The sequence below is a fragment of the Pseudoduganella violaceinigra DSM 15887 genome (assembly GCF_000425385.1).
Classification (GTDB): Bacteria; Pseudomonadota; Gammaproteobacteria; order Burkholderiales; family Burkholderiaceae_D; genus Rugamonas; species Rugamonas violaceinigra.
The window spans coordinates 128,571-151,496 of record NZ_KE384356.1 but is presented as its reverse complement, the minus strand read 5'-3'; the positions used below and the strand labels follow the sequence as shown (position 1 = coordinate 151,496).

21 protein-coding genes are annotated in these 22,926 nt (G+C 67.5%); 19 read left to right on the top strand and 2 right to left on the bottom strand.

All coding sequences use genetic code 11. From position 1 onward, the window contains the following. Nucleotides 1-17: 17 nt before the first annotated feature. The 15 genes from H597_RS0117260 to H597_RS0117190 are packed head-to-tail and all read left to right on the top strand — an operon-like array spanning nucleotide 18 to nucleotide 18,621. Complete coding sequence (locus H597_RS0117260) at nucleotides 18-1,013, top strand: XrtA-associated tyrosine autokinase (protein WP_028103228.1); 996 nt, start codon at nucleotides 18-20, stop codon at nucleotides 1,011-1,013. Beyond that, nucleotides 1,006-2,562 (top strand): TIGR03016 family PEP-CTERM system-associated outer membrane protein, encoded by a 1,557-nt coding sequence (locus H597_RS0117255; RefSeq protein ID WP_028103227.1) that lies wholly within the window; start codon nucleotides 1,006-1,008, stop codon nucleotides 2,560-2,562. Before H597_RS0117260 ends, H597_RS0117255 begins: the two co-directional genes overlap by 8 nt. Before the next feature lie 16 nt (nucleotides 2,563-2,578). Further along, nucleotides 2,579-3,601: an XrtA/PEP-CTERM system-associated ATPase gene (locus H597_RS0117250; protein ID WP_028103226.1), complete on the top strand. Its 1,023-nt coding sequence runs from the start codon at nucleotides 2,579-2,581 to the stop codon at nucleotides 3,599-3,601. After that, nucleotides 3,598-4,728 (top strand): non-hydrolyzing UDP-N-acetylglucosamine 2-epimerase, encoded by a 1,131-nt coding sequence (gene wecB / locus H597_RS0117245; protein ID WP_028103225.1) that lies wholly within the window; start codon nucleotides 3,598-3,600, stop codon nucleotides 4,726-4,728. Before H597_RS0117250 ends, wecB begins: the two co-directional genes overlap by 4 nt. A 2-nt stretch (nucleotides 4,729-4,730) precedes the next feature. Further along, complete coding sequence (locus H597_RS0117240; RefSeq protein ID WP_028103224.1) at nucleotides 4,731-5,576, top strand: XrtA system polysaccharide deacetylase; 846 nt, start codon at nucleotides 4,731-4,733, stop codon at nucleotides 5,574-5,576. Continuing rightward, nucleotides 5,573-6,766 (top strand): FemAB family XrtA/PEP-CTERM system-associated protein, encoded by a 1,194-nt coding sequence (locus H597_RS0117235; RefSeq protein ID WP_083941154.1) that lies wholly within the window; start codon nucleotides 5,573-5,575, stop codon nucleotides 6,764-6,766. Before H597_RS0117240 ends, H597_RS0117235 begins: the two co-directional genes overlap by 4 nt. Before the next feature lie 3 nt (nucleotides 6,767-6,769). After that, nucleotides 6,770-8,014, top strand: a complete 1,245-nt coding sequence (locus H597_RS0117230; protein WP_028103222.1) for a TIGR03087 family PEP-CTERM/XrtA system glycosyltransferase — start codon at nucleotides 6,770-6,772, stop codon at nucleotides 8,012-8,014. Further along, the gene (gene xrtA, locus H597_RS0117225; protein WP_028103221.1) at nucleotides 8,011-9,567 is read left to right on the top strand and encodes an exosortase A; all 1,557 of its coding nucleotides are present in this window, start codon (nucleotides 8,011-8,013) and stop codon (nucleotides 9,565-9,567) included. The genes H597_RS0117230 and xrtA overlap by 4 nt, the downstream gene beginning before the upstream one ends. An 8-nt stretch (nucleotides 9,568-9,575) precedes the next feature. After that, entirely contained in the window at nucleotides 9,576-10,745 is a 1,170-nt protein-coding gene (locus tag H597_RS0117220) for a TIGR03088 family PEP-CTERM/XrtA system glycosyltransferase (protein ID WP_028103220.1), read from the top strand. Next, entirely contained in the window at nucleotides 10,733-12,628 is a 1,896-nt protein-coding gene (locus H597_RS0117215; RefSeq protein ID WP_028103219.1) for an XrtA/PEP-CTERM system amidotransferase, read from the top strand. Before H597_RS0117220 ends, H597_RS0117215 begins: the two co-directional genes overlap by 13 nt. 2 nt (nucleotides 12,629-12,630) lie before the next feature. Next, the gene (locus tag H597_RS0117210) at nucleotides 12,631-13,845 is read left to right on the top strand and encodes a TIGR04063 family PEP-CTERM/XrtA system glycosyltransferase (protein ID WP_028103218.1); all 1,215 of its coding nucleotides are present in this window, start codon (nucleotides 12,631-12,633) and stop codon (nucleotides 13,843-13,845) included. Next, nucleotides 13,842-14,987 carry a glycosyltransferase family 4 protein gene (locus H597_RS0117205; protein ID WP_083941153.1) on the top strand — a complete coding sequence of 382 codons (1,146 nt, stop codon included), beginning with the start codon at nucleotides 13,842-13,844 and terminating at the stop codon, nucleotides 14,985-14,987. Before H597_RS0117210 ends, H597_RS0117205 begins: the two co-directional genes overlap by 4 nt. After that, entirely contained in the window at nucleotides 14,984-16,354 is a 1,371-nt protein-coding gene (locus H597_RS0117200; RefSeq protein WP_028103216.1) for a phenylacetate--CoA ligase family protein, read from the top strand. Before H597_RS0117205 ends, H597_RS0117200 begins: the two co-directional genes overlap by 4 nt. 13 nt (nucleotides 16,355-16,367) lie before the next feature. Beyond that, nucleotides 16,368-17,660, top strand: coding sequence for a putative O-glycosylation ligase, exosortase A system-associated (locus tag H597_RS31355; RefSeq protein WP_051293877.1), 1,293 nt, complete (start codon nucleotides 16,368-16,370; stop codon nucleotides 17,658-17,660). After that, nucleotides 17,650-18,621 carry a polysaccharide deacetylase family protein gene (locus H597_RS0117190; protein ID WP_028103215.1) on the top strand — a complete coding sequence of 324 codons (972 nt, stop codon included), beginning with the start codon at nucleotides 17,650-17,652 and terminating at the stop codon, nucleotides 18,619-18,621. Before H597_RS31355 ends, H597_RS0117190 begins: the two co-directional genes overlap by 11 nt. On the opposite strand, the gene H597_RS0117185 is transcribed toward H597_RS0117190, so the two are convergent. Continuing rightward, complete coding sequence (locus tag H597_RS0117185; protein ID WP_028103214.1) at nucleotides 18,618-18,938, bottom strand: hypothetical protein; 321 nt, start codon at nucleotides 18,936-18,938, stop codon at nucleotides 18,618-18,620. The genes H597_RS0117190 and H597_RS0117185 overlap by 4 nt on opposite strands. A 62-nt stretch (nucleotides 18,939-19,000) precedes the next feature. Between H597_RS0117185 and H597_RS0117180 the strand changes: the two genes are divergently transcribed. Next, nucleotides 19,001-19,258 (top strand): MoaD/ThiS family protein, encoded by a 258-nt coding sequence (locus tag H597_RS0117180; protein WP_028103213.1) that lies wholly within the window; start codon nucleotides 19,001-19,003, stop codon nucleotides 19,256-19,258. A 1-nt stretch (nucleotide 19,259) separates the two neighbouring features. Then, on the top strand, nucleotides 19,260-20,348 hold the full coding sequence (locus H597_RS0117175) for a WD40/YVTN/BNR-like repeat-containing protein (RefSeq protein WP_028103212.1): 1,089 nt from the start codon (nucleotides 19,260-19,262) through the stop codon (nucleotides 20,346-20,348). Here H597_RS0117175 and H597_RS0117170 read toward each other — a convergent pair. After that, the gene (locus H597_RS0117170; RefSeq protein WP_028103211.1) at nucleotides 20,341-20,952 is read right to left on the bottom strand and encodes a TetR/AcrR family transcriptional regulator; all 612 of its coding nucleotides are present in this window, start codon (nucleotides 20,950-20,952) and stop codon (nucleotides 20,341-20,343) included. The genes H597_RS0117175 and H597_RS0117170 overlap by 8 nt on opposite strands. A gap of 93 nt (nucleotides 20,953-21,045) precedes the next feature. Here H597_RS0117170 and H597_RS0117165 point away from each other — a divergent pair, with 93 nt between their 5' ends. Both H597_RS0117165 and H597_RS35940 read left to right on the top strand, forming a co-directional pair. Then, nucleotides 21,046-22,035 carry an MBL fold metallo-hydrolase gene (locus H597_RS0117165; protein WP_154668147.1) on the top strand — a complete coding sequence of 330 codons (990 nt, stop codon included), beginning with the start codon at nucleotides 21,046-21,048 and terminating at the stop codon, nucleotides 22,033-22,035. A gap of 219 nt (nucleotides 22,036-22,254) precedes the next feature. Next, complete coding sequence (locus H597_RS35940; protein ID WP_051293876.1) at nucleotides 22,255-22,923, top strand: energy transducer TonB; 669 nt, start codon at nucleotides 22,255-22,257, stop codon at nucleotides 22,921-22,923. Nucleotides 22,924-22,926 lie beyond the last annotated feature (3 nt).

Sequence of the window (22,926 nt, the reverse complement as noted above, 5' to 3'; positions counted from 1 at the left end):
CCCAGGGAGTCCACCACGTGAGCATTATCGAAAAAGCCGCCAACCGCCTCGGCCAGCGTCCTGCCGAAGCGGCTGCTGACGCCAGTATGAGCCAGGCAACGGCACCGGTCGCGGCACCGGTCGCCGAAGCAGCGCCGCCGGTCGCCGCTGCCGCGCCAGCCGCCGCACCTGCCGCCGCACCTGCCGCCACTGCCGCACCTGCCGCCGCCCCGGCCATCGCCCCCGCCGAATCGCCGGTGATGCCGGTGCTGGCCTCGCTGCAGCCGCGCAGCGAGGGGCCGCGCCGCACCACCCACACGGTGGAACTGGATCTGGCACGCATGCATGAAGCCGGCCTGGTCACGGCCGCCGGCGGCCGCACCTCGCTGGTGGAAGACTTCCGCATCATCAAGCGCCCGCTGATCAAGCGTGCCTTTGCCGCCCGCAAGCCGGGCGACAACCCGGGCAACCTGATCATGATCACCAGCTCGCTGCCGGGCGAAGGCAAGACCTTCTGCTCGATCAATCTGGCCATGAGCATCGCCATGGAACTGGACCACACCGTGCTGCTGGTCGACGCCGACGTGGCGCGCCCGTCGGTGCTGCGCACCCTGGGCTTGCCGGCCCAGCGCGGCCTGATGGACATCCTGCTGGACGACAATGTCGACATGGCCGACGTCATGCTGCGCACCAATGTCAACACCCTGTCGATCCTGCCGGCCGGCACCAGTTCGCCGCGCGCCACCGAGCTGCTGGCGTCGCACATGATGAAGAACCTGGTGACCGAGATCGCCAACCGCTACCCGGACCGTATCGTGATCTTCGATTCGCCGCCGCTCCTGCTGACCTCGGAATCGCATGTGCTGGCCTCGAATATGGGCCAGATCGTGCTGGTGGTGGAATCGGAACGCACCACCCAGCATGCGGTCAAGGAATCGCTGCGCCAGTTGGAAGGCTTGAATAACGTCAACCTGATCTACAACAAGTCGCGCGAATTCCCGGGTACCGAAACGTATGACTATCACTATGGCTAAGCGTAGCCGTCTGGCCCTGCTGCCTCTGGCGGCGGGCTTGGGTGCGGCCTGCCCGGCCCATGCGGCCTGGGATTTCACGCCGGTGGCGGCGGCGCGCGCCACCTATTCCGACAATGTCGCCCTGCTGCCCGAGGACCGGTCCGGCGGCGGCATGGTGCTGCAGATGACGCCGGGCTTCCAGCTGCTGAACCACTCGGCGCGCTTCGATCTCAGTTTCAATTACGCGCTCAGCCTCTACGAATACTCCGGCTCGCGCCGCAGCGGCGCCCTGCGCCACAGCCAGGACCTGGACGGCAAGCTCAAGTCGCGCCTGGTGGAAGAGCTGCTCTACCTCGATGCCGGCGCCACCATCCGCCAGCAAGCCACCTCGCTGTTCGGCCCGCTTTCCTCGGGCAACGATTACCTGCGCACCAACCGCAACGAGGTGCGCACCTACCGTGTCAGTCCCTACCTGGTGCACCGCTTCGGCGCGTTTGCCAACGGCGAGCTGCGCTATGCGCGCGATTCGGTCAGCACCGACAATATCGGCATGCGCCGCAGCGACGGCAATACCCTCAGCGCGCAACTGACCAGCGGCCCGACCTTCCGCCGCTTCGGCTGGGATGCCAGCGTGATGCGTTCGGTGATCGATGAACAGTTGCCGGAAGCGGGCGGCGGCGAACGCCAGCAGAACACCAGCTCCAAGGCCGCCAACCTGAACCTGCGCTATGCCGTGTCGCCGACCTTGAACCTGGGGGTGTTCGGCGGCTACGACGATTACGATTACAGCGGCCTGGGCGGCTCCCAGTCCGGCGTGGCCTACGGCGGCAACCTGCAGTGGACGCCTTCCGCGCGCACCTCGATCCAGGCCACGGCCGGCCACCGCTTCTACGGCCCCAGCTACAGCTTGGCGCTGCAGCACCGCAGCCGCGGCACGGTCTGGAACGTCGCCTACAGCGATTCGGTCAGCACCACGCGCAGCCAGTTCCTGCTGCCGCAGGCGGTCAACACGGCGAGCATGCTGGACAACCTGTTCCGCGCCCAGATTCCCGACGCCCAGCTGCGCGCCGCCGCCGTGGCGGCGTATATCCAGTCGGCCGGGCTGCCGAAGTCGCTGGCCACCAGCGTCAACTTCCTCAGCAACCGCTATTCGCTGATGAAGCAGTTCAATGCCGCGGTCGGCTGGCAGCTGGCGCGCACCACCAGCACGCTGAGCGTGTTCAAGACCAAGCGCGAGATGCTGTCGAGCCAGCAGGTCGATAGCCGCTTGCTGGGCAGTTCCCTGTCGACGCTGAACGACAACACCGACCAGCTCGGCGTGCTGGCCAGCGTCAGCTACAAGCCGGGCGCGCAAACGGTGCTGACCCTGATCGGCAATGCCATCAACGCCAAATCGCTGAGCGATGCGCGCAGCAGCCACCAGCGCGATCTGCACCTGAACCTGGCGCGCACCTACAGCTCGCGCACCAGCGGCAGCGTGGAATTGCGCCATGTGCGCGGGAGCACCGGCCTGGGCGGGCAGCAGTACACGGAAAACGCCGTGGCCGCCGCGATCACAACCAAATTCTGAGCAGCAAGGTCTCCTCATGTATGAAAGCTATTACGGGCTGAGCGACAAGCCCTTCCGCCTGCGGCCCGACCCGCACTTCTTCTACGGCAGCAAGGGCCACAAGCGGGCCATGGCCTATCTGGAATATGGCCTGTCGCAGGGCGAGGGGTTCATCGTCATCACGGGCGAAGTGGGCGCCGGCAAGACCACCCTGGTGCGCAATCTGTTCAACCAGATTGCCTCGGACAAGATCGTCACTTGCCACCTGGTCAACACCCACCTCGATTCCGACGATGTGCTGCGCGGCGTGGTGGGCGGTTTCGGCCTGCCCTGCGAGGACACGGCCAGCAAGACCACCCTGCTGGCCCGGCTGGAGGTTTTCCTGCGGCAATGCGAGCAGGACGGCAAGCGCGCGCTGCTGGTGGTTGACGAAGCGCAGAACCTGACGCCCAAAGTGGTGGAAGAATTGCGCATGCTGTCCAATTTCCAGACCGACGACAAATCGCTGCTGCAGACCTTCCTGCTGGGCCAGCCGGAATTCCGCGCCACCCTGCACAGCCCCGGCATGTCGCAACTGCGCCAGCGCGTCATCGCCACCTACCACCTGGGGCCGATGGACAGCACGGAAAGCAATGCCTATATCGAGCACCGCCTGCGCACCGTGGGCTGGAGCGGCCACCCGCACCTGACTCCGGCCGCCTATGCCGCCGTGTTCGAATACACGGGCGGCATCCCGCGCAAGACCAACCACCTGATGGACCGCCTGCTGCTGATGGGATTCCTGGAAGAGATGCAGGAATTCAGCGATGCCGACGTGGACACGGTGATCCGCGATATCCAGCAGGAATTCCAGGCGCCGCCGGCCGATGCCGCGGCAGCGCAGCCTGGCGCCGCCCCAACGGGCGCCGACCCGGCGCCGCTGTTCGGCAGTCCGTACCCGGCCGTGCTGGACGAGCGCATGATGCGCGTCGAAAAATCCCTGACGTCGGTGCTGTCGATCCTGAAGAAGATCGTGCGCTCGCCGGCGTCCTACAATATCCACCAGGACAGCAACGAATGAGCCCCTTCCGTATCCTGTGCGTCGTCGGTGCGCGCCCGAATTTCATGAAGATGGCGCCCATCATGGCCGCTTTTGCCCAGCTGAAGCCGCAGGTGGAAGCGCTGCTGGTGCACACCGGCCAGCACTACGACGTGGCCATGAACCACCAGTATTTCGAGGCGCTGGGCATCCCCAGCCCCGACATCAACCTGGAAGTCGGTTCCGGCAGCCACGCCCAGCAGACCGCCGAGGTGATGAAGCGCTTCGAGCCGGCCATGGATGAGGTGCAGCCGGCCGCCGTGCTGGTGGTGGGCGACGTCAACTCCACCATCGCCTGCGCGCTGGTGGCGGCCAAGAAGGGCGTGCCGGTGATCCATGTGGAGGCGGGCCTGCGCAGCTTCGACCGCGCCATGCCGGAGGAAATCAACCGCGTGCTGACCGACCAGCTGTCGGACCTGCTGTTTACCACCGAGGAGAGCGGCGCGGCCAACCTGGCCCGGGAAGGTATCGGGGCCGACCGCGTGCACTTCGTCGGCAATGTCATGATCGACACCCTGCGCGCCAACCTGGCGCGCGCCATCCCGGCGGCGCAGATCGCGGCCGATGCGGGCCGCCCCGAGTTCAAGGCCGGCCGCGGCGAATACGCCGTGCTGACCCTGCACCGCCCCGCGAACGTGGACGAGCGGGAGGTGCTGCAAGGCCTGCTGGAAACCGCCGCGAACATCAGCGCACGCACCCCGGTGATCTTCCCGGTGCACCCGCGCACCCGCGCCACCATTGAAAAATTCGGCCTGAGCCACCTGCTGGACCGGCCGGAAGTGCTGCTGCTGCCGCCGATGGGCTACCTGGAGATGCTGGGCCTGATGAAGGATGCGCGCGTGGTGCTGACCGATTCCGGCGGCATCCAGGAGGAGACCACCGCCCTGGGCACGCCCTGCATCACGCTGCGCAACAACACCGAGCGCCCGATCACCGTCGACGAAGGCACCAACACCATCGCCGGCAACGACCCGGCGCACATCCTGGCGGCCTACGAGGCGCAGCTGGCCGGCGCCGGCAAGGCCGGCCGCATCCCGCACTTCTGGGACGGCCGCGCCGCCGAACGCATCGCCGCCATCGTGCTGGACTGGCTCAAGGCGCGGGGCTGACCATGGGCGCCGCCGTCCGCAATGCGATGACCATCGATGTGGAAGACTACTTCCAGGTGTCGGCGTTCGCGCCGCACATCAGCCGCGAGAGCTGGCCGCAGCGCGAATGCCGCGTGGAAGCCAATATCGACCGCATCCTCGGCATCCTTGATGCGGGCAACGCCAAGGGCACCTTCTTCACCCTGGGCTGGATCGCCGAGCGCTATCCCGAGATGGTGCGGCGCATCGTGGCCGGCGGCCACGAGCTGGCCAGCCACGGCTACGGCCACCTGCGCGCCTCCGACCAGTCGCGCGCCCAGTTCCTGGACGATATCGCCAGCAGCAAGCAGATCCTGGAGGACATCGGCGGCCAGCAGGTGCTCGGCTACCGCGCCCCGAGCTTCTCGATCGGCCCCGGCAACCTGTGGGCGCTCGATGTGCTGCAGCAGGCCGGCTACCGCTACAGCTCCTCGATTTACCCGATCGCGCACGACCACTACGGCATGCCGGACGCGCCGCGCTTTGCCTTCCATCCGAACGGCGAGCAGGGTTTACTGGAAGTGCCGATCACCACGGTGCGCATCGGCCAGCGCAACCTGCCGGCCGGCGGCGGCGGCTATTTCCGCCTGCTGCCGTATGCGCTGTCGCGCAGCATGATGCGGCGCGTGAACCGGGAAGACGGCCAGCCGGCCATCTTCTACTGCCATCCGTGGGAGCTCGATCCCGGCCAGCCGCGCCCGGAGGGGCTGGGGCTGAAGACCCGCTTCCGCCACTACGTCAACCTGCACCGCATGGAGTCGCGCATCAGGGCCTTGACGCGCGATTTCGCGTGGGATCGCATGGACCGCATTTTCCTGGGGCCGCAATGACGTCGATTATCGAAGCGGCGGCCGAGCGCCGCGCCGCACGGGCCAAGGCCGAAGCCGAAGCGGCCACCGCATTGGCGGTGGCTGCCGGCAAATCCGGCACAGCGGGTCCGGCCCAGGGGGCTGGCCCCGCCTTGCCGGGCTTCGGCGCGGCGCCCCTGGTCCAGCTGCTGGGCAATAGCGCCGACGAGCGCGCCCGCTGGGACGCCTTCGTGCAGACCTGCCCGCAGGCGACCTTCTTCCACCGCAGCGGCTGGCAGACCGTGATCGAGCGATGCTACGGCCATCCGACCTGGTTCTTTTACGTGGAAGAGGGCGGCGTGATCACCGGCGTGCTGCCGCTGGCGCGCATGAAGAGCCGCTTGTTCGGCCACTACCTCGCTTCGCTGCCGTTCTGCGTGTACGGCGGCGTGGCCGCCATCACGGAGACGGCGCGCCGCCTGCTGGACCAGGCGGCCGAAGAACTGGCCGCCGCGCTGGGCGTGGGCCACCTGGAATACCGCAACTACGCGCCGGCCCACCCGGGTGATCCGAAGTGGCAGGGCAAGGACCTGTATTACACCTTCCGCAAGGCCATCAGCGGCGACGACGAAGAGAATCTGAACGCCATCCCGCGCAAGCAGCGCGCCATGGTGCGCAAGGGCATCAAGCTGGGACTGGAAGGCGTGGTGGACGACAATGTCGAGCGCATGTTCACCGCCTACGCCCACAGCGTGCACCGCCTCGGCACGCCGGTGTTCCCGAAACAATACTTCGCCATGCTGAAGGACGTCTTCCAGGACGACTGCGAAGTGCGCGTCATCCTGCAGGACGGCAAGCTGGTGGCGGCCGTGCTGAGCTTCTTCTTCCGCGACGAAGTGCTGCCCTACTACGGCGGCGGCATGGACCTTGCGCGTGACGTGGCGGGCAATGACTTCATGTACTGGAACCTGATGCAGGCCGCCGCCGCCAAGGGCTGCCGCCTCTTCGATTTCGGCCGCAGCAAGAAGGGCACCGGCGCCTTCGACTTCAAGAAGAACTGGGGCTTCACGGCCCAGCCGATCCCGTACGAGTACCAGCTGTTCGCGTCCGACACCCTGCCGGACGTGAACCCGCTGAATCCCAAATACCAGCTGTTCATCAAGCTGTGGAAGGCAATGCCGCTGCCGCTGGCCAATGCGCTGGGCCCTCACATCGTCAAGCACCTGGGGTAAATCGTGGAAGACCTGCTGCTATTGGTGCATCGCATGCCCTATCCGCCCAACAAGGGCGATAAGATCCGCTCCTGGCATTTGCTCAAGCACCTGGCGCAGCGCTACCGCGTGCACCTGGCGACGTTCGTCGACGACCCCGACGATTGGCAGCACGTGCCGGTGCTGGAGGCGATCTGCGCGTCGACCCATTGCGTCGGTCTGGCGCCGCGCGCCGCGCGGTTGCGCAGCCTGGGCGCGCTGCTGCGCAACCGCTCCCTGTCCTATGACTACTATCGCCATGCCGGCATGCAGCGCTGGGTCGACAGCACCATGCGCCGCCACGGCATCGGCCGCATGGTGGTGTTCTCTTCGCCGATGGCGCAGTACACCGAGGCCTGGCCGCAGGCGCGCCGCGTGATCGATTTCGTCGACGTCGACTCCGACAAATGGCGCCAGTACGCCGAGCGCAAGCCGTGGCCGGCCAGCCTGGTGTTCCGCTACGAAGCGAGCCGCCTGCTGCGTTACGAGCGCCAGATCGCCGCCAGCTTCGACGCCTCGCTGTTCGTCTCGGAGCCGGAAGCGGCGCTGTTCCGCCAGCTGGCGCCGGAAAGCGCGGCGCGCATCGGCTCTTTCAGCAACGGCGTCGATACCGCTTTCTTCGCGCCCGGCGCGTATGCCAATCCCTATGCAGCCGGCGAAAAGGCGCTGGTGTTCTGCGGCGCCATGGACTACTGGCCCAATATCGACGCCGTGCAGTGGTTCGCGGCCGAGGTGCTGCCGGCGCTGCGCGCGCGCGACCCGGCGCTGCGCTTCGTGATCGTCGGCGCCCGCCCCGCGGCCGAAGTACAGGCGCTGGCGGCGCAGCCGGGCATCACCGTGACCGGCACCGTGCCCGATGTGCGCGCCTATGTGGCGCATGCCGCGCTGTCGGTGGCGCCGCTGCGCGTGGCGCGCGGCATCCAGAACAAGGTGCTGGAAGCCATGGCGATGGCCAAGCCGGTGCTGGTGACGCCGCAGGCGCTGGAAGGCATCGACGCCGAAGTCGGGCGCGAGCTGCTGCTGGCGCAAGACGCCGGGCAATGGATCGCCGCCGTGACCGATGCCCTGGCCGGCCCGCCGGCCGCGCTGGAGGCGCTGGCGCAGGCGGCGCGCGCGCGGGTGCTGGCGGCCTATAGCTGGGATGCCCGGCTGGCGCCGCTGGACCGCATGATCGAAACCGCGGTGGCGCCGGACCAGGCGGCCGCCCCAGCCCTGTGGACCCCGGCATGAATACCCTACCTTCCAGCGGACCCGACGCCGCGCCCGGCAGCGCCGGCGCGCCCGCCCCGGCGGACGGCGCCCGCAACGCCCTGCTGGTGGCGCTGGTCATGCTGCTGCCTCTGCTGGTCTTCCACGAAACGGCGCTGACGCTGGCGCAGATCTGGGAGCGCTCGGAAACCTTCGCGCACGGCTTCCTGATCCTGCCGATCAGCCTATACCTGGTATGGCGCCAGCGCGGCGCGCTGGCGGCGCTGCCGCTGCGCCCGTACTGGCCGGCCATGCCGCTGCTGGCCGCCTGCGGCGCGGCCTGGCTGCTGGCCGACCTGGTCGAAGTGGGCATCGTGCGCCAGTACGCGCTGGCCCTGATGCTGCCGCTGAGCGTGCTGGCTGTGCTGGGCAAGCGCGTCGCCGGCGCACTGCTGTTCCCGCTGGCCTTCGTGCTGTTCGCGGTGCCGGTGGGCGAGAGCCTGATCCCGCCGCTGATCGAGCTGACCGCCAATTTCACTGTCGATGCGCTGCGCCTGACCGGCATCCCGGTCCTGCGCGACGGCAACAGCTTCTCCATCCCCACCGGCAACTGGTCGGTGGTGGAAGCGTGCAGCGGCCTGCGCTACCTGATTTCGTCCATCACCCTGGGCTGCCTGTTCGCCTACCTCAGCTATCGCACCGTGTGGCGCCGCGCCGCCTTCGTACTGGCCTCGGTGCTCGTGCCGCTGGCCGCCAACGGCGTGCGCGCCTACATGATCGTGATGATGGGCCACCTGAGCGGCATGAAGCTGGCGGTCGGCGTCGACCACCTGATCTACGGCTGGATCTTCTTCGGCCTGGTGATGCTGCTGCTGTTCTGGATCGGCAGCTTCTGGCGCGAAGACCTCCAGGCGGCGCCGGCGCCGGCCGCCGTCCCCGCGCCGGCGCCGCAGCTGCCAGCCCGTCCCCTGCTGGGCGCCGCCGGCGGCGTGCTGGCCATGCTGCTGGCCTGGCCGCTGCTGGCCGCCCGCGCCGACCAGGCCGCCGCCGCCGCTGCGCCGCCGGTGCGGCTGGCGTTCGCGCCGGCCACGCCAGCGGGCCCGGAATTTAGCCGCTGGGAACCGGACTTCGCCCCGGCCAGCGCCACCCTGCGCCAGTCCTTCGGCGGCGCGCCGCCGGTCGGCCTGACGGTGCTGTACTACCGCGACGCAGCGGGCGGCGCCAAGCTGGTCAGCTCGACCAACCAGCTGGGCCACGCCAAAACCGAATTCCGCGAAAACAGTGCCGCCCTGCGCGACGAGCGCTTCGCCGGGCGCACCGTGGCCGTGCGCGAAGCCATGCTGGGGGTGGAAGGGCGGCGCCTGCTGGTGTGGCAGTGGTACTGGATCAACGGCAGCATGACCAGCAGCGACTATGTGGGCAAACTGCTGCAGGCCAAGAGCAAGCTGCTCACCGGCAGCAGCGATGGCGCCGCCGTGATGGTCTTTGCGCCCTATGATGAAGACCCGGCCGCGGCGCGCGGCGCCATGCGCGCTTTCCTGGACAGCAACCTGGCGCCGCTGGAACGCAGCCTGGCCGCCAACCGGCGCCCCTGAGCTTGGCCATGAACGACATTCCCCTCATCGTCCACCTGACCTATGCCCTGGATTTCGGCGGCATGGAAAACCTCATGGTCGAGCGCATCAACCGCATGCCGGCCGAGCGCTACCGCCACGCCATCGTCTGCCTGACGCGCGTCAATCCCGACTTCGTCAAGCGCATCAGCAAGCCGGGCGTCGCGGTGCACACCCTGGGCAAACAGCCCGGCCTGTCGCCCGCCACCCACGCCGTGCTGTGGCGCCTGCTGCGCCAGCTGCAGCCGGCCGTGCTGCACACCTATAACTTCTCGGCCATCGAATATGCGCCGGCGGCGCTGCTGGCGGGGGTGCCGGTGCGCGTCAACGGCGCCCATGGCCGCGACCACACCGATCCGGACGGCAGCAACCGCAAGCACAATTTCCTGCGCCGCCTGATGCTGCCGTTCTACGACGTCTGCTATGCCAATTCGGCCGCCATGGAGGAATGGAACCGCGCCGTGATCGGGGTGCCGAAAGCCAAGAGCCGCATGCTGGCCAACGGCATCGACGCCGAGCGCTTCCGCCCGCGGCAGGACGAGGAGGCGCGCCCCTTCTTCAACCAGGGCGAGATCGTGATCGGCACCGTCGGCCGGGTGCAGGACGTGAAGGACCATGCCACCCTGCTGGACGCCTTCCTGCTGCTGCGCGAACTGCTGCCGAAGCAGCGCGCGCAGCTGCGCCTGGCCATCGTCGGCGACGGCCCGCTGCTGCACAAGCTGCGCGACCGGGCCGCCGCGGCCGGCGCCGCCGACGCGGTCTGGCTGCCCGGCGCGCGCAACGATGTGCCGGACATCCTGCGCAGCTTCGACGCGTTCGCCATGTCCTCGATCGCCGAGGGCACGCCCGGCTCCGCGCTGGAAGCCATGGCCAGCGGCCTGCCGGTGGTGGGCACGCGCGTGGGCGGCATTCCGGAAGTGATCGACAACGGCGTCACCGGCCAGCTGGTGCCGCCGTCCAACCCGGCGGCCATGGCGGCCGCGCTGAAACATTATGTGGAGGCGCCCGCCATGGCGCGGCGCCACGGACAGGCGGGCCGCGAGCGGGTGCTGCGCAGATACAGCATGCCGGCCATGGTGGCCGCCTACCAGGACATGTACGACAGTTTGTGCGAACGTAAGCTCAAAATCAGAAAGCCAGTACCATCATGTGCGGAATAACAGGGATCATGGATGCGCGCGGCGGGCGCGCGGTGGACGAGGCGCTGCTGCGCCGCATGAACGACACCCAGCATCATCGCGGCCCGGACGAGGGCGACACCTATGTCGAACCCGGCATCGGCTTCGGCCACCGCCGGCTGTCGGTGATCGACATCGCCATGGGCCAGCAGCCGCTCGGCAACGAGGATGGCAGCGTCATGGTGTGCTACAACGGCGAAATCTACAACTACCGCGAGCTGACCGCGGAGCTGAAGGAGCTGGGCCACACCTTCAAGACCAAGAGCGATACCGAAGTGATCGTGCACGCCTGGGAGCAGTGGGGCGAGGACTGCGTGCACCGCTTCCGCGGCATGTTCGCCATCGGCCTGTGGGACCGCAACAAGCAGGTGATGTTCCTGGCGCGCGACCGGCTGGGCGTGAAGCCGCTGTACTACGCCATGACGCCGGACGGCTGGTTCGCCTTCAGCTCCGAGCTGAAAGCGCTGCGCATGCATCCTTCGCTGCCGCGCGAGATCGACCCGCAGGCGGTGGAGGACTATTTCGCCTACGGCTACGTGCCGGAGCCGAAGACCATCTACCAGGGCGCGCTCAAGCTGTCGCCGGGCTTTCGCCTGACGCAGAAGGTCGGCGCGCCGCTGGCGCAGCCGCAGCAGTTCTGGGACGTGCCGTTCAAGCGGCATGACAAGATGACCGAGAGCGACGCCCAGGGCGAGCTGGTGGAGCGCCTGCGCGAAGCGGTGAAGATCCGCCTGGTGGCCGAAGTGCCGCTGGGCGCCTTCCTGTCCGGCGGCGTGGATTCCTCCGCCGTGGTGGCGATGATGGCCGGCCTGGACGAGGGCGCCGTGCACACTTGCTCGATCGCCTTCCAGGACAAGGCCTTCGACGAGTCGGCGTACGCGCAGCAGGTGGCCACGCTGTACCGGACCGACCATTTCGTGGAAACGGTGGACACCGACGACTACGGCCTGCTCGACACGCTGGCCCACCTGTACGACGAACCGTACGCCGACAGCTCGGCGATCCCGACCTACCGCGTGTGCCAGCTGGCGCGCAAGCGCGTCACGGTGGCGCTGTCGGGCGACGGCGGCGACGAGAACCTGGCCGGCTACCGCCGCTACCGCTACGCGATGGCGGAGCAGAGCGTGCGCGGGCGCATCCCGGAAATGCTGCGCAAGCCGGTGTTCGGCACCCTGGGCCGGGTCTACCCGAAGGCCGACTGGGCGCCGCGCGTGTTGCGCGCCAAGACCACCTTCGAAGCGCTCTCGCGCGACCTGGTGGAAGGCTATTTCCACGGCGTCTCGATCATGACCGACGCCATGCGCGCGCGCCTGTTCTCCGACAAGTTCCGCGCCGGCCTGCAGGGCTATAGCGCGATCGACGTGATGCGCGGCCACGCGGCCAAGTCGCCGACCGACGATCCGCTGTCGATGATCCAGTACCTGGACATGAAGACCTACCTGCCGGGCGACATCCTGACCAAGGTCGACCGCGCCTCGATGGCGCATGCGCTGGAAGTGCGGGTGCCGCTGCTGGACCACAAGCTGGTGGAATGGATTTCCGGCCTGCCGCCGGAGATGAAGCTGAAAGGCAGCGAGGGCAAGTACATCTTCAAGAAGTCGATGGAGAAGTACCTGCCGCACGATATCCTGTACCGCCGCAAGCAGGGCTTCGCCGTGCCGCTGGCGTCCTGGTTCCGCGGCCCGCTGCGCGCGCGCGTGCAGCAAGCGCTGCTGGGACCTGCCCTGGCCGATACCGGCATGTTCAACCAGGCCTACCTGCGCGAACTGGTGGAGCAGCATTTGAGCGGGCGGCGCGACTACAGCGCGCCGATCTGGACCTTGCTGATGTTTGAAGCCTTCCTGAAAAAAGAGATGCAGGCATGAGTATCCGTATCCTGCACGTGCTGGACCATTCGATTCCGCTGCATAGCGGCTATACCTTCCGCACGCGCGCCATCCTGCAGGCCCAGCGTGCGCTGGGCTGGCAGACCTTCCATATCACCAGCCCGAAGCAGGGCGCCAGCGCCGCGCTGCGCGAAACCGTCGACGGCCTGGAGTTCCACCGCACGCCGCCGGCCGGCGGCGCCCTGGCAAGGCTGCCGGTGCTGAACCAGCTGGCCGTGATCAACGCCCTGGCGGCGCGCCTGCTGGAAGTGGCGAAGGAGGTAAAGCCCGATGTGCTGCACGCCCACTCGCCGGCCCTGAACGCCGTGGCGGCGCTGCGCGTGGGGCGCAAGCTGGGCATCCCGGTGGTGTATGAAATCCGCGCCTTCTGGGAAGACGCCGCCGTCGACCACGGCACCAGCAAGGAATGGGGCCTGCGCTACCGCCTGACGCGCGCCATGGAAACCTGGGCGCTGCAGCGGGTGGACGCCGCCACCACCATCTGCGAGGGCCTGCGCAGCGAAATCATCGGGCGCGGCATCCCGGCCAAGAAGATCGAAGTGATCCCGAACGCGGTCAATATCGCCGACTTCGCGATCGGCGGCCCGCGCGACGAGGCGCTGGCGCAGCAGCTCGGCCTGGACGGCAAGACGGTGCTGGGCTTCATCGGCTCCTTCTACGCCTACGAGGGGCTGGACATCCTGCTCAACGCCCTGCCGGCCATGCTGGCGCAGCGTCCCGACATCCGCGTGCTGCTGGTGGGCGGCGGACCGCAGGACGAGGCGCTGCGCGCGCAGGCCAGGGCGCTCGGCGTGCAAGACCATGTGATCTTCACCGGCCGCGTGCCGCACGGCGAAGTGCAGCGCTACTACAACCTGGTGGACGTGCTGTGCTACCCGCGCCACAAGATGCGCCTGACCGACCTGGTCACGCCGCTCAAGCCGCTGGAAGCCATGGCCCAGGGCCGCCTCATGGTGGCGTCCGACGTGGGCGGCCACAAGGAACTGATCGAGGACGGCCGCACCGGCGTGCTGTTTACCGCCGACGACGCCGGGGCGCTGTCGCGGCAGGTGCTGGCCTTGCTGGAAGCGCCGCACAAATGGCAGGAATTCCGCCAGATGGGGCGCCGCTTCGTCGAGCAGGAGCGCAACTGGACCGCCAGCGTGGCGCGCTACCGCCAGGTGTACGGCAGCCTCACGGAGAAGGCCCTGGCATGAACGCCTCGCAGCCAGCATTCGCCGCAGCGGCGCACGCGCTCAGCGGGCCGGAGGTGCAGCGCATCGCCCTGGTCGGCCCGCTGCCGCCGCCGTCGGGCGGCATGGCCAACCAGGCCTTGCAGCTGGCCGGCTTGCTGCGCGAGGCCGGTATCGCCGTCGATTTCGTGCAGACCAACGCGCCTTACCGCCCGGCCTGGGCCGGCAGGCTGCGCGGCGTGCGCGCCCTGTTCCGCATGGTGCCGTATCTCGGCGCGCTGTGGCGCGCGGCCGGACGGGTGCAGGTCTTCCACGTGATGGCCAACTCCGGCTGGTCCTGGCACCTGTTCGCGGCGCCGGCGATCTGGATTGCCCACCTGCGCGGCACGCCGGTGGTGGTGAACTACCGGGGCGGCGAAGCGGCCAACTTCCTGAAGCAGGCCGCGGCCTGGATGCGCCCCAGCCTGCGCCGCTGCGCCGCGCTGGCCGTGCCGTCCGGCTTCCTGGCCCATGTCTTCGGCCAGCACGGCATCGATGCGGTGATCGTGCCCAATATCGTCAACCTGGAGCGTTTCGCCGCCACCGCCGCGCCGCGCGCGCTGGGCGGATTGCGCCTGCTGGTGGCGCGCAACCTGGAAGACATCTACGACAACGCCAGCGCGCTGCGCGCCTTCGCCCTGGTGCGGGCGGCCCATCCAGCAGCGCGCCTGACGGTGGCCGGCTCCGGCCCGCTGCGCAGCGCACTGGAACAGCTGGCGCGCGAGCTGGGCGTGGCCGATGCCGTGCATTTCACCGGCCGCGTCGAAACCGCCGACATGCCGGCCCTGTACCGCAATGCCGACATCATGCTGAACCCCAGCCTGGTCGACAATATGCCCAATTCCGTGCTGGAGGCCTTGGCCAGCGGCGCCCTGGTGGTCAGCACCGACGTCGGCGGCGTGCCCTATGTGGTGGAGCACGGCAGGACGGCGCTGCTGGTGCCGCCGGCCGATCCGGCCGCCATGGCGCAGGCCGTGCTGCGGCTGGCCGATGAACCCGGCCTGGCCGAGGCGCTGCGCAGCGCCGGCCGCGCCAGCGTGGCCCAGTACGCGTGGGCCAGCGTCAAACCGTGCCTGCTGGACGTGTACCGCCAGGCACTGGCAAGCAAAGGAGGGCGCCGCCCATGATTTACACCGCCCTGGTATCCGGCGTCCTGTTCCCGCTGCATGAGAAACTGAAGAAGCACAGCAGCGTGGCCGTGCGGCGCCATATGGAGCAGACCCAATACTGGCCGCTGCCCAAGCTGCAGCAGCTGCAGCGCGAGCGCCTGCGCGCGCTGCTGCTGCACGCGCAGCAGCATGTGCCGTACTACCGCGACGCCTTCGCCCGCAGCGGCTTCGACCCGGCGCGCGACTTCCAGGGCGTGCCCGACCTGGTGCGCCTGCCGCTGCTGGACAAAGCCGCCATCCGCGCACACAGCGAGGCGCTGACAGCCGACAACGCGCAGAACCTGGTGCGCTACAACACCGGCGGCTCCACCGGCGCGCCGCTGACCTTCTTCGTCGGGCGCCACCGCGTCAGCCACGACGTGGCCGCCAAATGGCGCGCCACGCGCTGGTGGAATGTCGACATCGGCGACCGCGAAATCGTGATCTGGGGGTCGCCCATCGAGTTGAGCGCGCAGGACCGCGTGCGCGCGGTGCGCGACACGGTCATGCGCACCGAATTGATGTCGGCTTTCGCCACCACCGAAGCGGGCCTGGACGGCCATGTGCAGCGCATCCGCCAGCGCAAGCCGAAGATGCTGTTCGGCTATCCGACCGTGCTGGCGCGTATCGCCTCGCATGCGGAAGACAAGGGCATCGCCCTCGACAAGCTGGGCATCCGGGTCGCCTTCGTCACCTCGGAGTGCCTGTACCCGTCGCAGCGCGAACAGATCGAGCGCGTGTTCGGCTGCCCGGTGGCCAATGGCTACGGCGGCCGCGATGCCGGCTTCATCGCCCACCAGTGCCCGGCCGGCAAGCTGCACATCACGGCCGAAGACATCGTGATCGAAGTGCTCGACCCGCAAGGGCGGCAGCTGCCGCCCGGCGAATCGGGCGAAATCGTGGTCACCCACCTGCAGTCGGGCGATTTTCCCTTCATCCGCTACCGCACCGGGGACGTCGGCGCGCTGGACCCGGAACCGTGCAGCTGCGGGCGCACGCTGCCGGTGCTGAAGGAAATCCACGGCCGCACCACCGACTTCCTGATCAACCAGGACGGCACCCTGATCCACAGCGCGGCGCTGGCCTATATAATGCGCGACCTGCCCGCTGTGCGCGCTTTCAAGGTGATCCAGGAGACCCTGGACTGGACCCGCGTGCAGATCGTGTACGACGGCCAGTTCGGCGACAGCGAACGGCAGGGCATCGAGGCCGGCTTCCACGCCCGCATGGGCAAGCAGGTGAAAATCGATGTCGAACTGGTGCCGGAAATCCTGCCTGAAAAAAGCGGCAAATACCGCTATTGCGTGACCAAGCTGGAGACCCCATGGAACGCCTTGACCAAGTAAGCCCGGAGGCGGCATGCGCGACATAATCATTACTCTGCTGGTCGTTTGCGGACTGCCCTTTGCGTTCAAACGGCCCTTCTACGGGGCCGTGATGTGGATCTGGATCAGCGTGATGAACCCGCACACCCAAAGCTGGGGCTGGGCGCAAAGCATGCCGTTTGCCGCCATCATCGCCGGCACGACGCTGCTGGCGATGATGACCAAGCCGAGGGACATCGCGTTCCCGAATACCGGCCTGACCTGGACGCTGCTGGCGTTTACCGGCTGGATGTGCCTGTCGACCGTGTTTGCCATCGGGCCGGAAGACCCGCTGCCGCTGCTGAACAAGGTGGTCAAGATCATGGGCATGACCGTGGTGGTGGCCATGCTGGTGCGCACGCGCAAGGACATCGAGATGCTGGTGTGGATCATCGTGATCTCGCTCGGATTCTACGGCGTGAAGGGCGGTTTGTTTACCATCCGCAGCGCCGGGGCGTACCGGGTGTGGGGGCCGGCCGGTACCTTCATCGAAGGCAATAATGAAATCGCGCTGGCCCTGATCATGGTGGTGCCGCTGATGCTGTACCTGGTGCCGCTGCTGGCCAGCAAATGGAGCAAGCGCGCCATGTGGGCGTCGGCCGGCCTGTGCGCGCTGGCCGCCCTGGGGTCCTACTCGCGCGGCGCCGCGCTGGCGCTGGCGGCCATGCTGGGCTTCCTGTGGCTGAAGAGCCAGGACAAGCTGAAAGTCGGCGTGCTGCTGGTGGTGATGGCGCCGTTGGCCCTGGTGTTCATGCCGGAGCAGTGGCACAACCGCATCGACACCATCAACACCTACGAGCAGGACAGCTCGGCGATGGGCCGCATCAACGCCTGGAAAATGGCGATCAACCTGGCGGCGGACCATCCCCTGTTCGGCGGCGGCTTCCAGATCTACAACCGCGAGATTTTCGCCCGCTATGCGCCGATTCCGGAGGATATCCACGCCGCGCACAGCATCTATTTCCAGGTGCTGGGCGAGCATGGCTATGTCGGGCTGCTGCTGTTCCTGCTGATGTACCTGATCGTCTGGCGCAACGGGGCCTGGGTGATCAAGCATGCGGCCAAGGTTCCCGAACTGGAATGGGCCCTGCGGCTGGTGCGCATGCTGCAGGTGAGCCTGATCGGCTTCCTGGTCGGCGGCGCCTTCCTCAGCCTGGCCTACTTCGACGTGCCCTACTACATTATGGTGACCATGGTGGCGACCCGCCTGCTGGTGCAGAAAACCCTGAAGGAGCGCGCCGCCCAGCCGCCGGCCGCGCTGGAAACGGAGGCGGAACATGTGGCTTAAGCGGCAGCTGGAGCGCAGCGCCCTGTCCCTGCTGTCGGGCGGCGGCCACCGCGCGCCGGCGATCCTGATCTACCACCGCGTGCTGCCGGCGCCCGACCCGCTGTTCCCAACCGAGGTGCACCGCGCGCAGTTCGACCGCCAGCTGGGCTGGCTCAAGTCGCGCTTCAATGTGCTGCCCCTGCTGGACGCGGTGCGCCTCGCCGCCGAGGGCCGGCTGCCGGCCCGCAGCGCCTGCATCACCTTCGACGACGGCTATGCCGACAACAGCGAAGTGGCGCTGCCGGTGCTGCAGCAGCACGGCCTGCACGCCACCTTTTTCATCGCCACCGGCTTCCTGGACGGTGGCCGCATGTGGAACGATACCGTGATCGAATCGGTGCGCCGGGCACCGGGCGGAGCGTTCGATGCGACGTCGCTGGGCCTGGGCCGGCATGCGACCGGCAACTGGGATGAGCGCCGCAGCGCCATCGGCGCCCTGATCGGCCAGCTCAAATACCAGCCGATGGCGCAGCGCCTGGAAGAAGTGGGCAAGCTGGCGCGCCTGTCCGGCGTGGACCTGCCGCAGGACCTGATGATGACCAGCGCCCAGCTGCGCAAGCTGCATGCGGCGGGCATGGGCATCGGCGGCCACACGGTCAACCACCCGATCCTGGCGCGCCTGCCGGCGGCGGAAGCGCGGCAGGAAATCGCCCAGGGCAAGGCGGCGCTGGAAGCGGCGCTTGACGCGCCGGTGCGTACCTTCGCCTACCCGAACGGCAAGCCGGGCCAGGATTACCTGCCCGAACACGTGGCCATGGTGCGGGAACTGGGCTTCGACGCGGCGGTGTCGACTGCCTGGGGTGCCAGCCGCGGCGCCGCCGACTGGTATCAGTTGCCGCGCTTCACGCCCTGGGACCAGGGCATGGCAAAGTGGGGATTGCGCCTGGCGCGCAATATGCTGCAGCCCGCCGCGCGGGTTTAATCGGAAGCGTCGCCGCCGCCCTTGCGCAGGCGCGACAGCAGGGCTGCGGTCTGGTCGTTGAGCGGCAGGCCGTGGCGCCGCAGCAGCTGCACGTGCAGCACCAGGTTTTCCAGCACCAGCTTGGCCGCCACCGCCAGCAGGGTCAGGCGGCGGTCTTCTTCGCTGAAGGCCTCCAGGGCGTCGGCCATCTCGCACAGATGGTTGGCCACCAGTTCGCGCAATTCCTGCTCGTCGAAGGGCAGGTCGGCGAAATCGATCGGGTCTTCCAGTTCCACTTCATGCATCAACAGCTCGAGTTCCCGCGGGGTGATACCCATGTGTGGCTCCGGTTATGCACACGGGCTTATTGTAGGCCAAAGCGCGCTAGAATGGCCTTCCCATGGCCCAGATCATCTTTACCCAGCAGTTGGCCCGCTTCCTGCCGGTCCCGACCCTGGAGACCCAGGCGGCCACCCTGCGCGCCGCGCTGGACGGGGCGTTTGCCGCCAACCCGCGCCTGGGGGCGTACGTGCTGGACGAGCAGGGCCGCATCCGCGCCAATGTGGTGGTGTTCATCGATGGCAGGCGCAGCGAGCTCGACACGCCGCTGCGGGCCGATTCGACGATTTATGTGCTGCAAGCCTTATCCGGAGGTTGACATGGCAGACCGCGCTTTCCTGGCAACCCGCAAAGGCTTGTTCGAACTGGCCCACCGCCCTGGTGGATGGCAGCTGGAGCCGGACACGTCCTTCTTCGGCGATCCGCTGTCGATGGTGCTGCACGACGCGCGCGACGGCGCCACCTATGCCTGCCTGAACCTGGGGCATTTCGGCGCCAAGCTGCACCGGCGCGATGCCGGCAGCACGGCATGGCAGGAGATTGCCGTGCCCGCCTATCCGGCCAAGCCGGCCGGCAGCGCGGACAAGATCGACTGGACCCTGAAGCAGATCTGGTCGCTGGAGGCGGGCGGCCCGGACCAGCCGGGCGTCCTGTGGGCGGGAACCCTGCCGGGCGGCCTGTTCCGGTCGAACGACCGCGGCGACAGCTGGCAGCTGGTGGATGCGCTATGGAACGTCCCCGAGCGCACGCAGTGGTTTGGCGGCGGCTACGACGTGCCCGGCATCCACAGCATCTGCGTCGATCCGCGCGACAGCAATGCGGTGCTGGTCGGCGTCTCCTGCGGCGGCGTCTGGCTGACGCGCGATGGCGGCGCCACCTGGCAGCTGCGCACCAGGGGCATGGCGGCGCGCTATATGCCGCCCGAGATGCAGGACGTGGGCGCGGTGCAGGATCCGCACCGCATCGTGCGCTGCGCCGGCGCGCCCGATGTGCTGTGGTGCCAGCACCATAACGGCATCTGGCATTCGCGCAATAACGGGGATAGCTGGGAGGAGGTGACAGCGCCGCTGTCGAGCTTCGGCTTCGCGGTGGCGGTCCATCCGCGCGACGGCCACACTGCCTGGTTCGCGCCCGCCGTGGCCGACCAGCGGCGGGTGCCGGTGGACGCGGCGCTGGCCGTCAACCGGACCGGGGACGGCGGCGCCAGCTTCGACACCTTGCGCGGCGGCCTGCCGCAGGATCATTGCTACGACCTGGTGTACCGCCATGGGCTGGCGGTGGCCGACGACGGCAAGACGCTGTTGATGGCGTCCACCACCGGCGGCTGCTGGCTGTCCACCAACGGCGGCGAACACTGGCAAACCATTTCCACCACCTTGCCGCCGGTGTACGCGGTGCGCTTCAATTAGCGCCGTAATAGGCCAGGAACATTTCCACGATGGCGGTGATGACCGCCTCCTGTTCCGCCGGCGTCAGCGAGGGCTTGCCCAGGCCTACCTGGGGCCACAGGGCGAAAGACTTCAGCAGTCCCTGCAGCATATGCGACATGAAGCCCGGATCGCCGGCCTTCAAGACCTTGTCTTCCTGCGCCGCCCGCAGGAAAGTCGCCACGCCTTCCTCCTTCTTGCCCAGCTTGGCCATCGTGTCGCGGGCCCGCTGCGGCGCATGGATCGCTTCCGCAATGGCGACCCGCACCAGGTCGAGGAAATAGTCGTCGCCCAGCATCGCCATCTTCTGCCGCATCAGCTCCTGCAGCTGGGGCTTGATCGGCTTGCCCTGCTGGTAGATGGTGGCGTTGACGGCGGCGCTGCAGTTCCACAGCTCTTCCAGGATGTGCTCGAACAGCTCGTCCTTGCTGGGGAAATGGTTGTACACCGTGCGCTTGGAGACGCCGGCGGAGGACGCGATGCGGTCCATGCTGGTGGCTTCGAAACCGCGCGCACGGAATTCGGCGATGGCGGCCGTGACGATGGCAGCGCGCTTGCGGTCGGTCAGTTTGTCGGGTTGGTTCATAAGGAATATTTTACACCGGGTAGTTTACTTTTCCCAAAACAGAAACTACACTGTGTAGTGTAATTCATCCACCTGACCGGAGTGAGCCTCGCCATGACCAGCCTGATTTGCAATGATTCCCGTCCCGCGTACCAGAACGACGCGCCGCGTCGGCAGCCGGGCTTTCTCAAGGCGCTGAAGATCTTCTGGGACTTCGCCTTCCATAAGCCGGCCGACACCGTGCCGTCGCGGGCACTTCCGGTGCAAGCACTCACTCGCGGCCAGTTGCTGGCGGCTGAAGACAATACCCTGTTCCGTCTGGGGCATTCGACCATTCTGCTGAAGCTGAATGGCGAGTTTTGGCTGACCGATCCCGTGTTTTCCAAGCGCGCCTCGCCGGTACAGTGGGCCGGCCCGGCACGCTTCCATGCGCCGCCGATCAGCATTGCCGAACTGCCGCCGATCAAGGGCGTGATCCTGTCGCATAACCACTACGACCACCTCGATTATGCGGCCGTCCGCGAGTTGTCGGCCAAGACCGAATACTTCCTGGCGCCCTTGGGTGTGGGCGACACGCTGGTCTCCTGGGGCGTGCCGGTCGAGAAGGTCAGGCAGCTGGGCTGGTGGGAATCGGCCACGGCCGGCAGCCTGAAGTTGACCGCCACCCCGGCCCAGCATTTTTCCGGCCGCACCCTGTGGGACAGCAACAAGACGCTATGGGCTTCCTGGGTGATCGAAAGCGCTGGCCTGCGCGTCTTCTTCAGCGGCGATACCGGTTACTTCAAGGGCTTCAAGGAAATCGGCGACAAGTTCGGTCCCTTCGACCTGACGCTGATGGAAACCGGCGCCTACGACCCGAAATGGCCGGACGTCCATATGCAGCCAAGGGAAACCATGCAGGCCCATATCGACCTGCGCGGCAAGGTCATGCTGCCGATTCATAACGGCACCTTCGACCTGGCCATGCACGCCTGGGACGACCCGTTCGAACAGATTAGCGCCCTGGCCACCGCGCGCGGCCAGGCCTTGGCGACGCCGATGATCGGCGAAGCGCTCAATATCGCACAACCGCAGGCCACAGGCGCCTGGTGGAGGATGGCATGAAGCCCTATCAACAATTCCTGAAAATGTGGCCGGTACCGAAGGCGGCGTTGCCGCCAATGCCGCCGATGCCACCGGTACGGCAGCCTGTGGCGCAAGTCAACGTCTTGGCGCGATAAGCTGTGATCCGGCGGCGCCTCGGCAACTCAGCATCGACCGACCGGCTGGCTTGCTGCCGCGTGGTAAAGTGGCGGGGATTAGATCGACTGTTTATGTTCCTCCATGCCCCCGAATAAAATTCTGCTGGCGGCCCTGATCGGGCTGTCGCACTTCCCCGCGTACGCGCAAGAATCCCAACCCGTAGACAAGGAAGCGGAAAAGCAATTCTCCATCGATTTCGCCTCGTGCGAGCAGCCCGTCTGGCCGGCCGGCGCCCTGGAGCGCGGCGATAAAGGCCGGTCCGAACTGAAGTTTCGCGTCGACACCGACGGGAAGGTGCTGGAAACATTGGTGCTAAAGTCCAGTGGCTTTGCCTGGCTCGATGAAGCGTCGCAGTCCGCTCTGCGCAAATGCTCATATACCCCGCCCGCAAAACTCGGCCGCACAAGCCCCGTATGGGCGCGCCTGGCCTTCCTCTGGGCACCTGAAGCGGGCAACCGGGAGAAATGGCGCCGCGACATGGTCTTAGCTGAAAGCGGCGACGCGGCGGCGATGTTTCGGATGGGCGTAGGCTACCTTTACGGGAATCCGGACAGGACAATCAGCGCGGACCTTGGCATGCGCCTGTTGCGTTCTGCGGCTGGACTGGGGCATGTCGAAGCGCAGAAAGCGCTTGCCTTCCAGCTTCAGGTTGGACGCTTTACTGTCGTCGATCTGGACGAAGCCGCCATGTGGGCGAAAAAGGCGGCTGCACAAGCCCCCCTCAAACCAGCGAACACCCCGAATGAATAGAAT

Coding starts and splice junctions, on each gene's coding strand:
- H597_RS0117165 (WP_154668147.1), top strand. CDS start 21,046: ATGACCAGCCTGATTTGCAATGATTCCCGTCCCGCGTACCAGAACGAC.
- H597_RS0117200 (WP_028103216.1), top strand. CDS start 14,984: ATGATTTACACCGCCCTGGTATCCGGCGTCCTGTTCCCGCTGCATGAG.
- H597_RS0117240 (WP_028103224.1), top strand. CDS start 4,731: ATGGGCGCCGCCGTCCGCAATGCGATGACCATCGATGTGGAAGACTAC.
- xrtA (WP_028103221.1), top strand. CDS start 8,011: ATGAATACCCTACCTTCCAGCGGACCCGACGCCGCGCCCGGCAGCGCC.
- H597_RS0117190 (WP_028103215.1), top strand. CDS start 17,650: ATGTGGCTTAAGCGGCAGCTGGAGCGCAGCGCCCTGTCCCTGCTGTCG.
- wecB (WP_028103225.1), top strand. CDS start 3,598: ATGAGCCCCTTCCGTATCCTGTGCGTCGTCGGTGCGCGCCCGAATTTC.
- H597_RS0117250 (WP_028103226.1), top strand. CDS start 2,579: ATGTATGAAAGCTATTACGGGCTGAGCGACAAGCCCTTCCGCCTGCGG.
- H597_RS0117185 (WP_028103214.1), bottom strand. CDS start 18,938: ATGGGTATCACCCCGCGGGAACTCGAGCTGTTGATGCATGAAGTGGAA.
- H597_RS0117175 (WP_028103212.1), top strand. CDS start 19,260: ATGGCAGACCGCGCTTTCCTGGCAACCCGCAAAGGCTTGTTCGAACTG.
- H597_RS35940 (WP_051293876.1), top strand. CDS start 22,255: ATGCCCCCGAATAAAATTCTGCTGGCGGCCCTGATCGGGCTGTCGCAC.
- H597_RS0117180 (WP_028103213.1), top strand. CDS start 19,001: ATGGCCCAGATCATCTTTACCCAGCAGTTGGCCCGCTTCCTGCCGGTC.
- H597_RS0117220 (WP_028103220.1), top strand. CDS start 9,576: ATGAACGACATTCCCCTCATCGTCCACCTGACCTATGCCCTGGATTTC.
- H597_RS0117235 (WP_083941154.1), top strand. CDS start 5,573: ATGACGTCGATTATCGAAGCGGCGGCCGAGCGCCGCGCCGCACGGGCC.
- H597_RS0117255 (WP_028103227.1), top strand. CDS start 1,006: ATGGCTAAGCGTAGCCGTCTGGCCCTGCTGCCTCTGGCGGCGGGCTTG.
- H597_RS0117170 (WP_028103211.1), bottom strand. CDS start 20,952: ATGAACCAACCCGACAAACTGACCGACCGCAAGCGCGCTGCCATCGTC.
- H597_RS0117215 (WP_028103219.1), top strand. CDS start 10,733: ATGTGCGGAATAACAGGGATCATGGATGCGCGCGGCGGGCGCGCGGTG.
- H597_RS31355 (WP_051293877.1), top strand. CDS start 16,368: ATGCGCGACATAATCATTACTCTGCTGGTCGTTTGCGGACTGCCCTTT.
- H597_RS0117205 (WP_083941153.1), top strand. CDS start 13,842: ATGAACGCCTCGCAGCCAGCATTCGCCGCAGCGGCGCACGCGCTCAGC.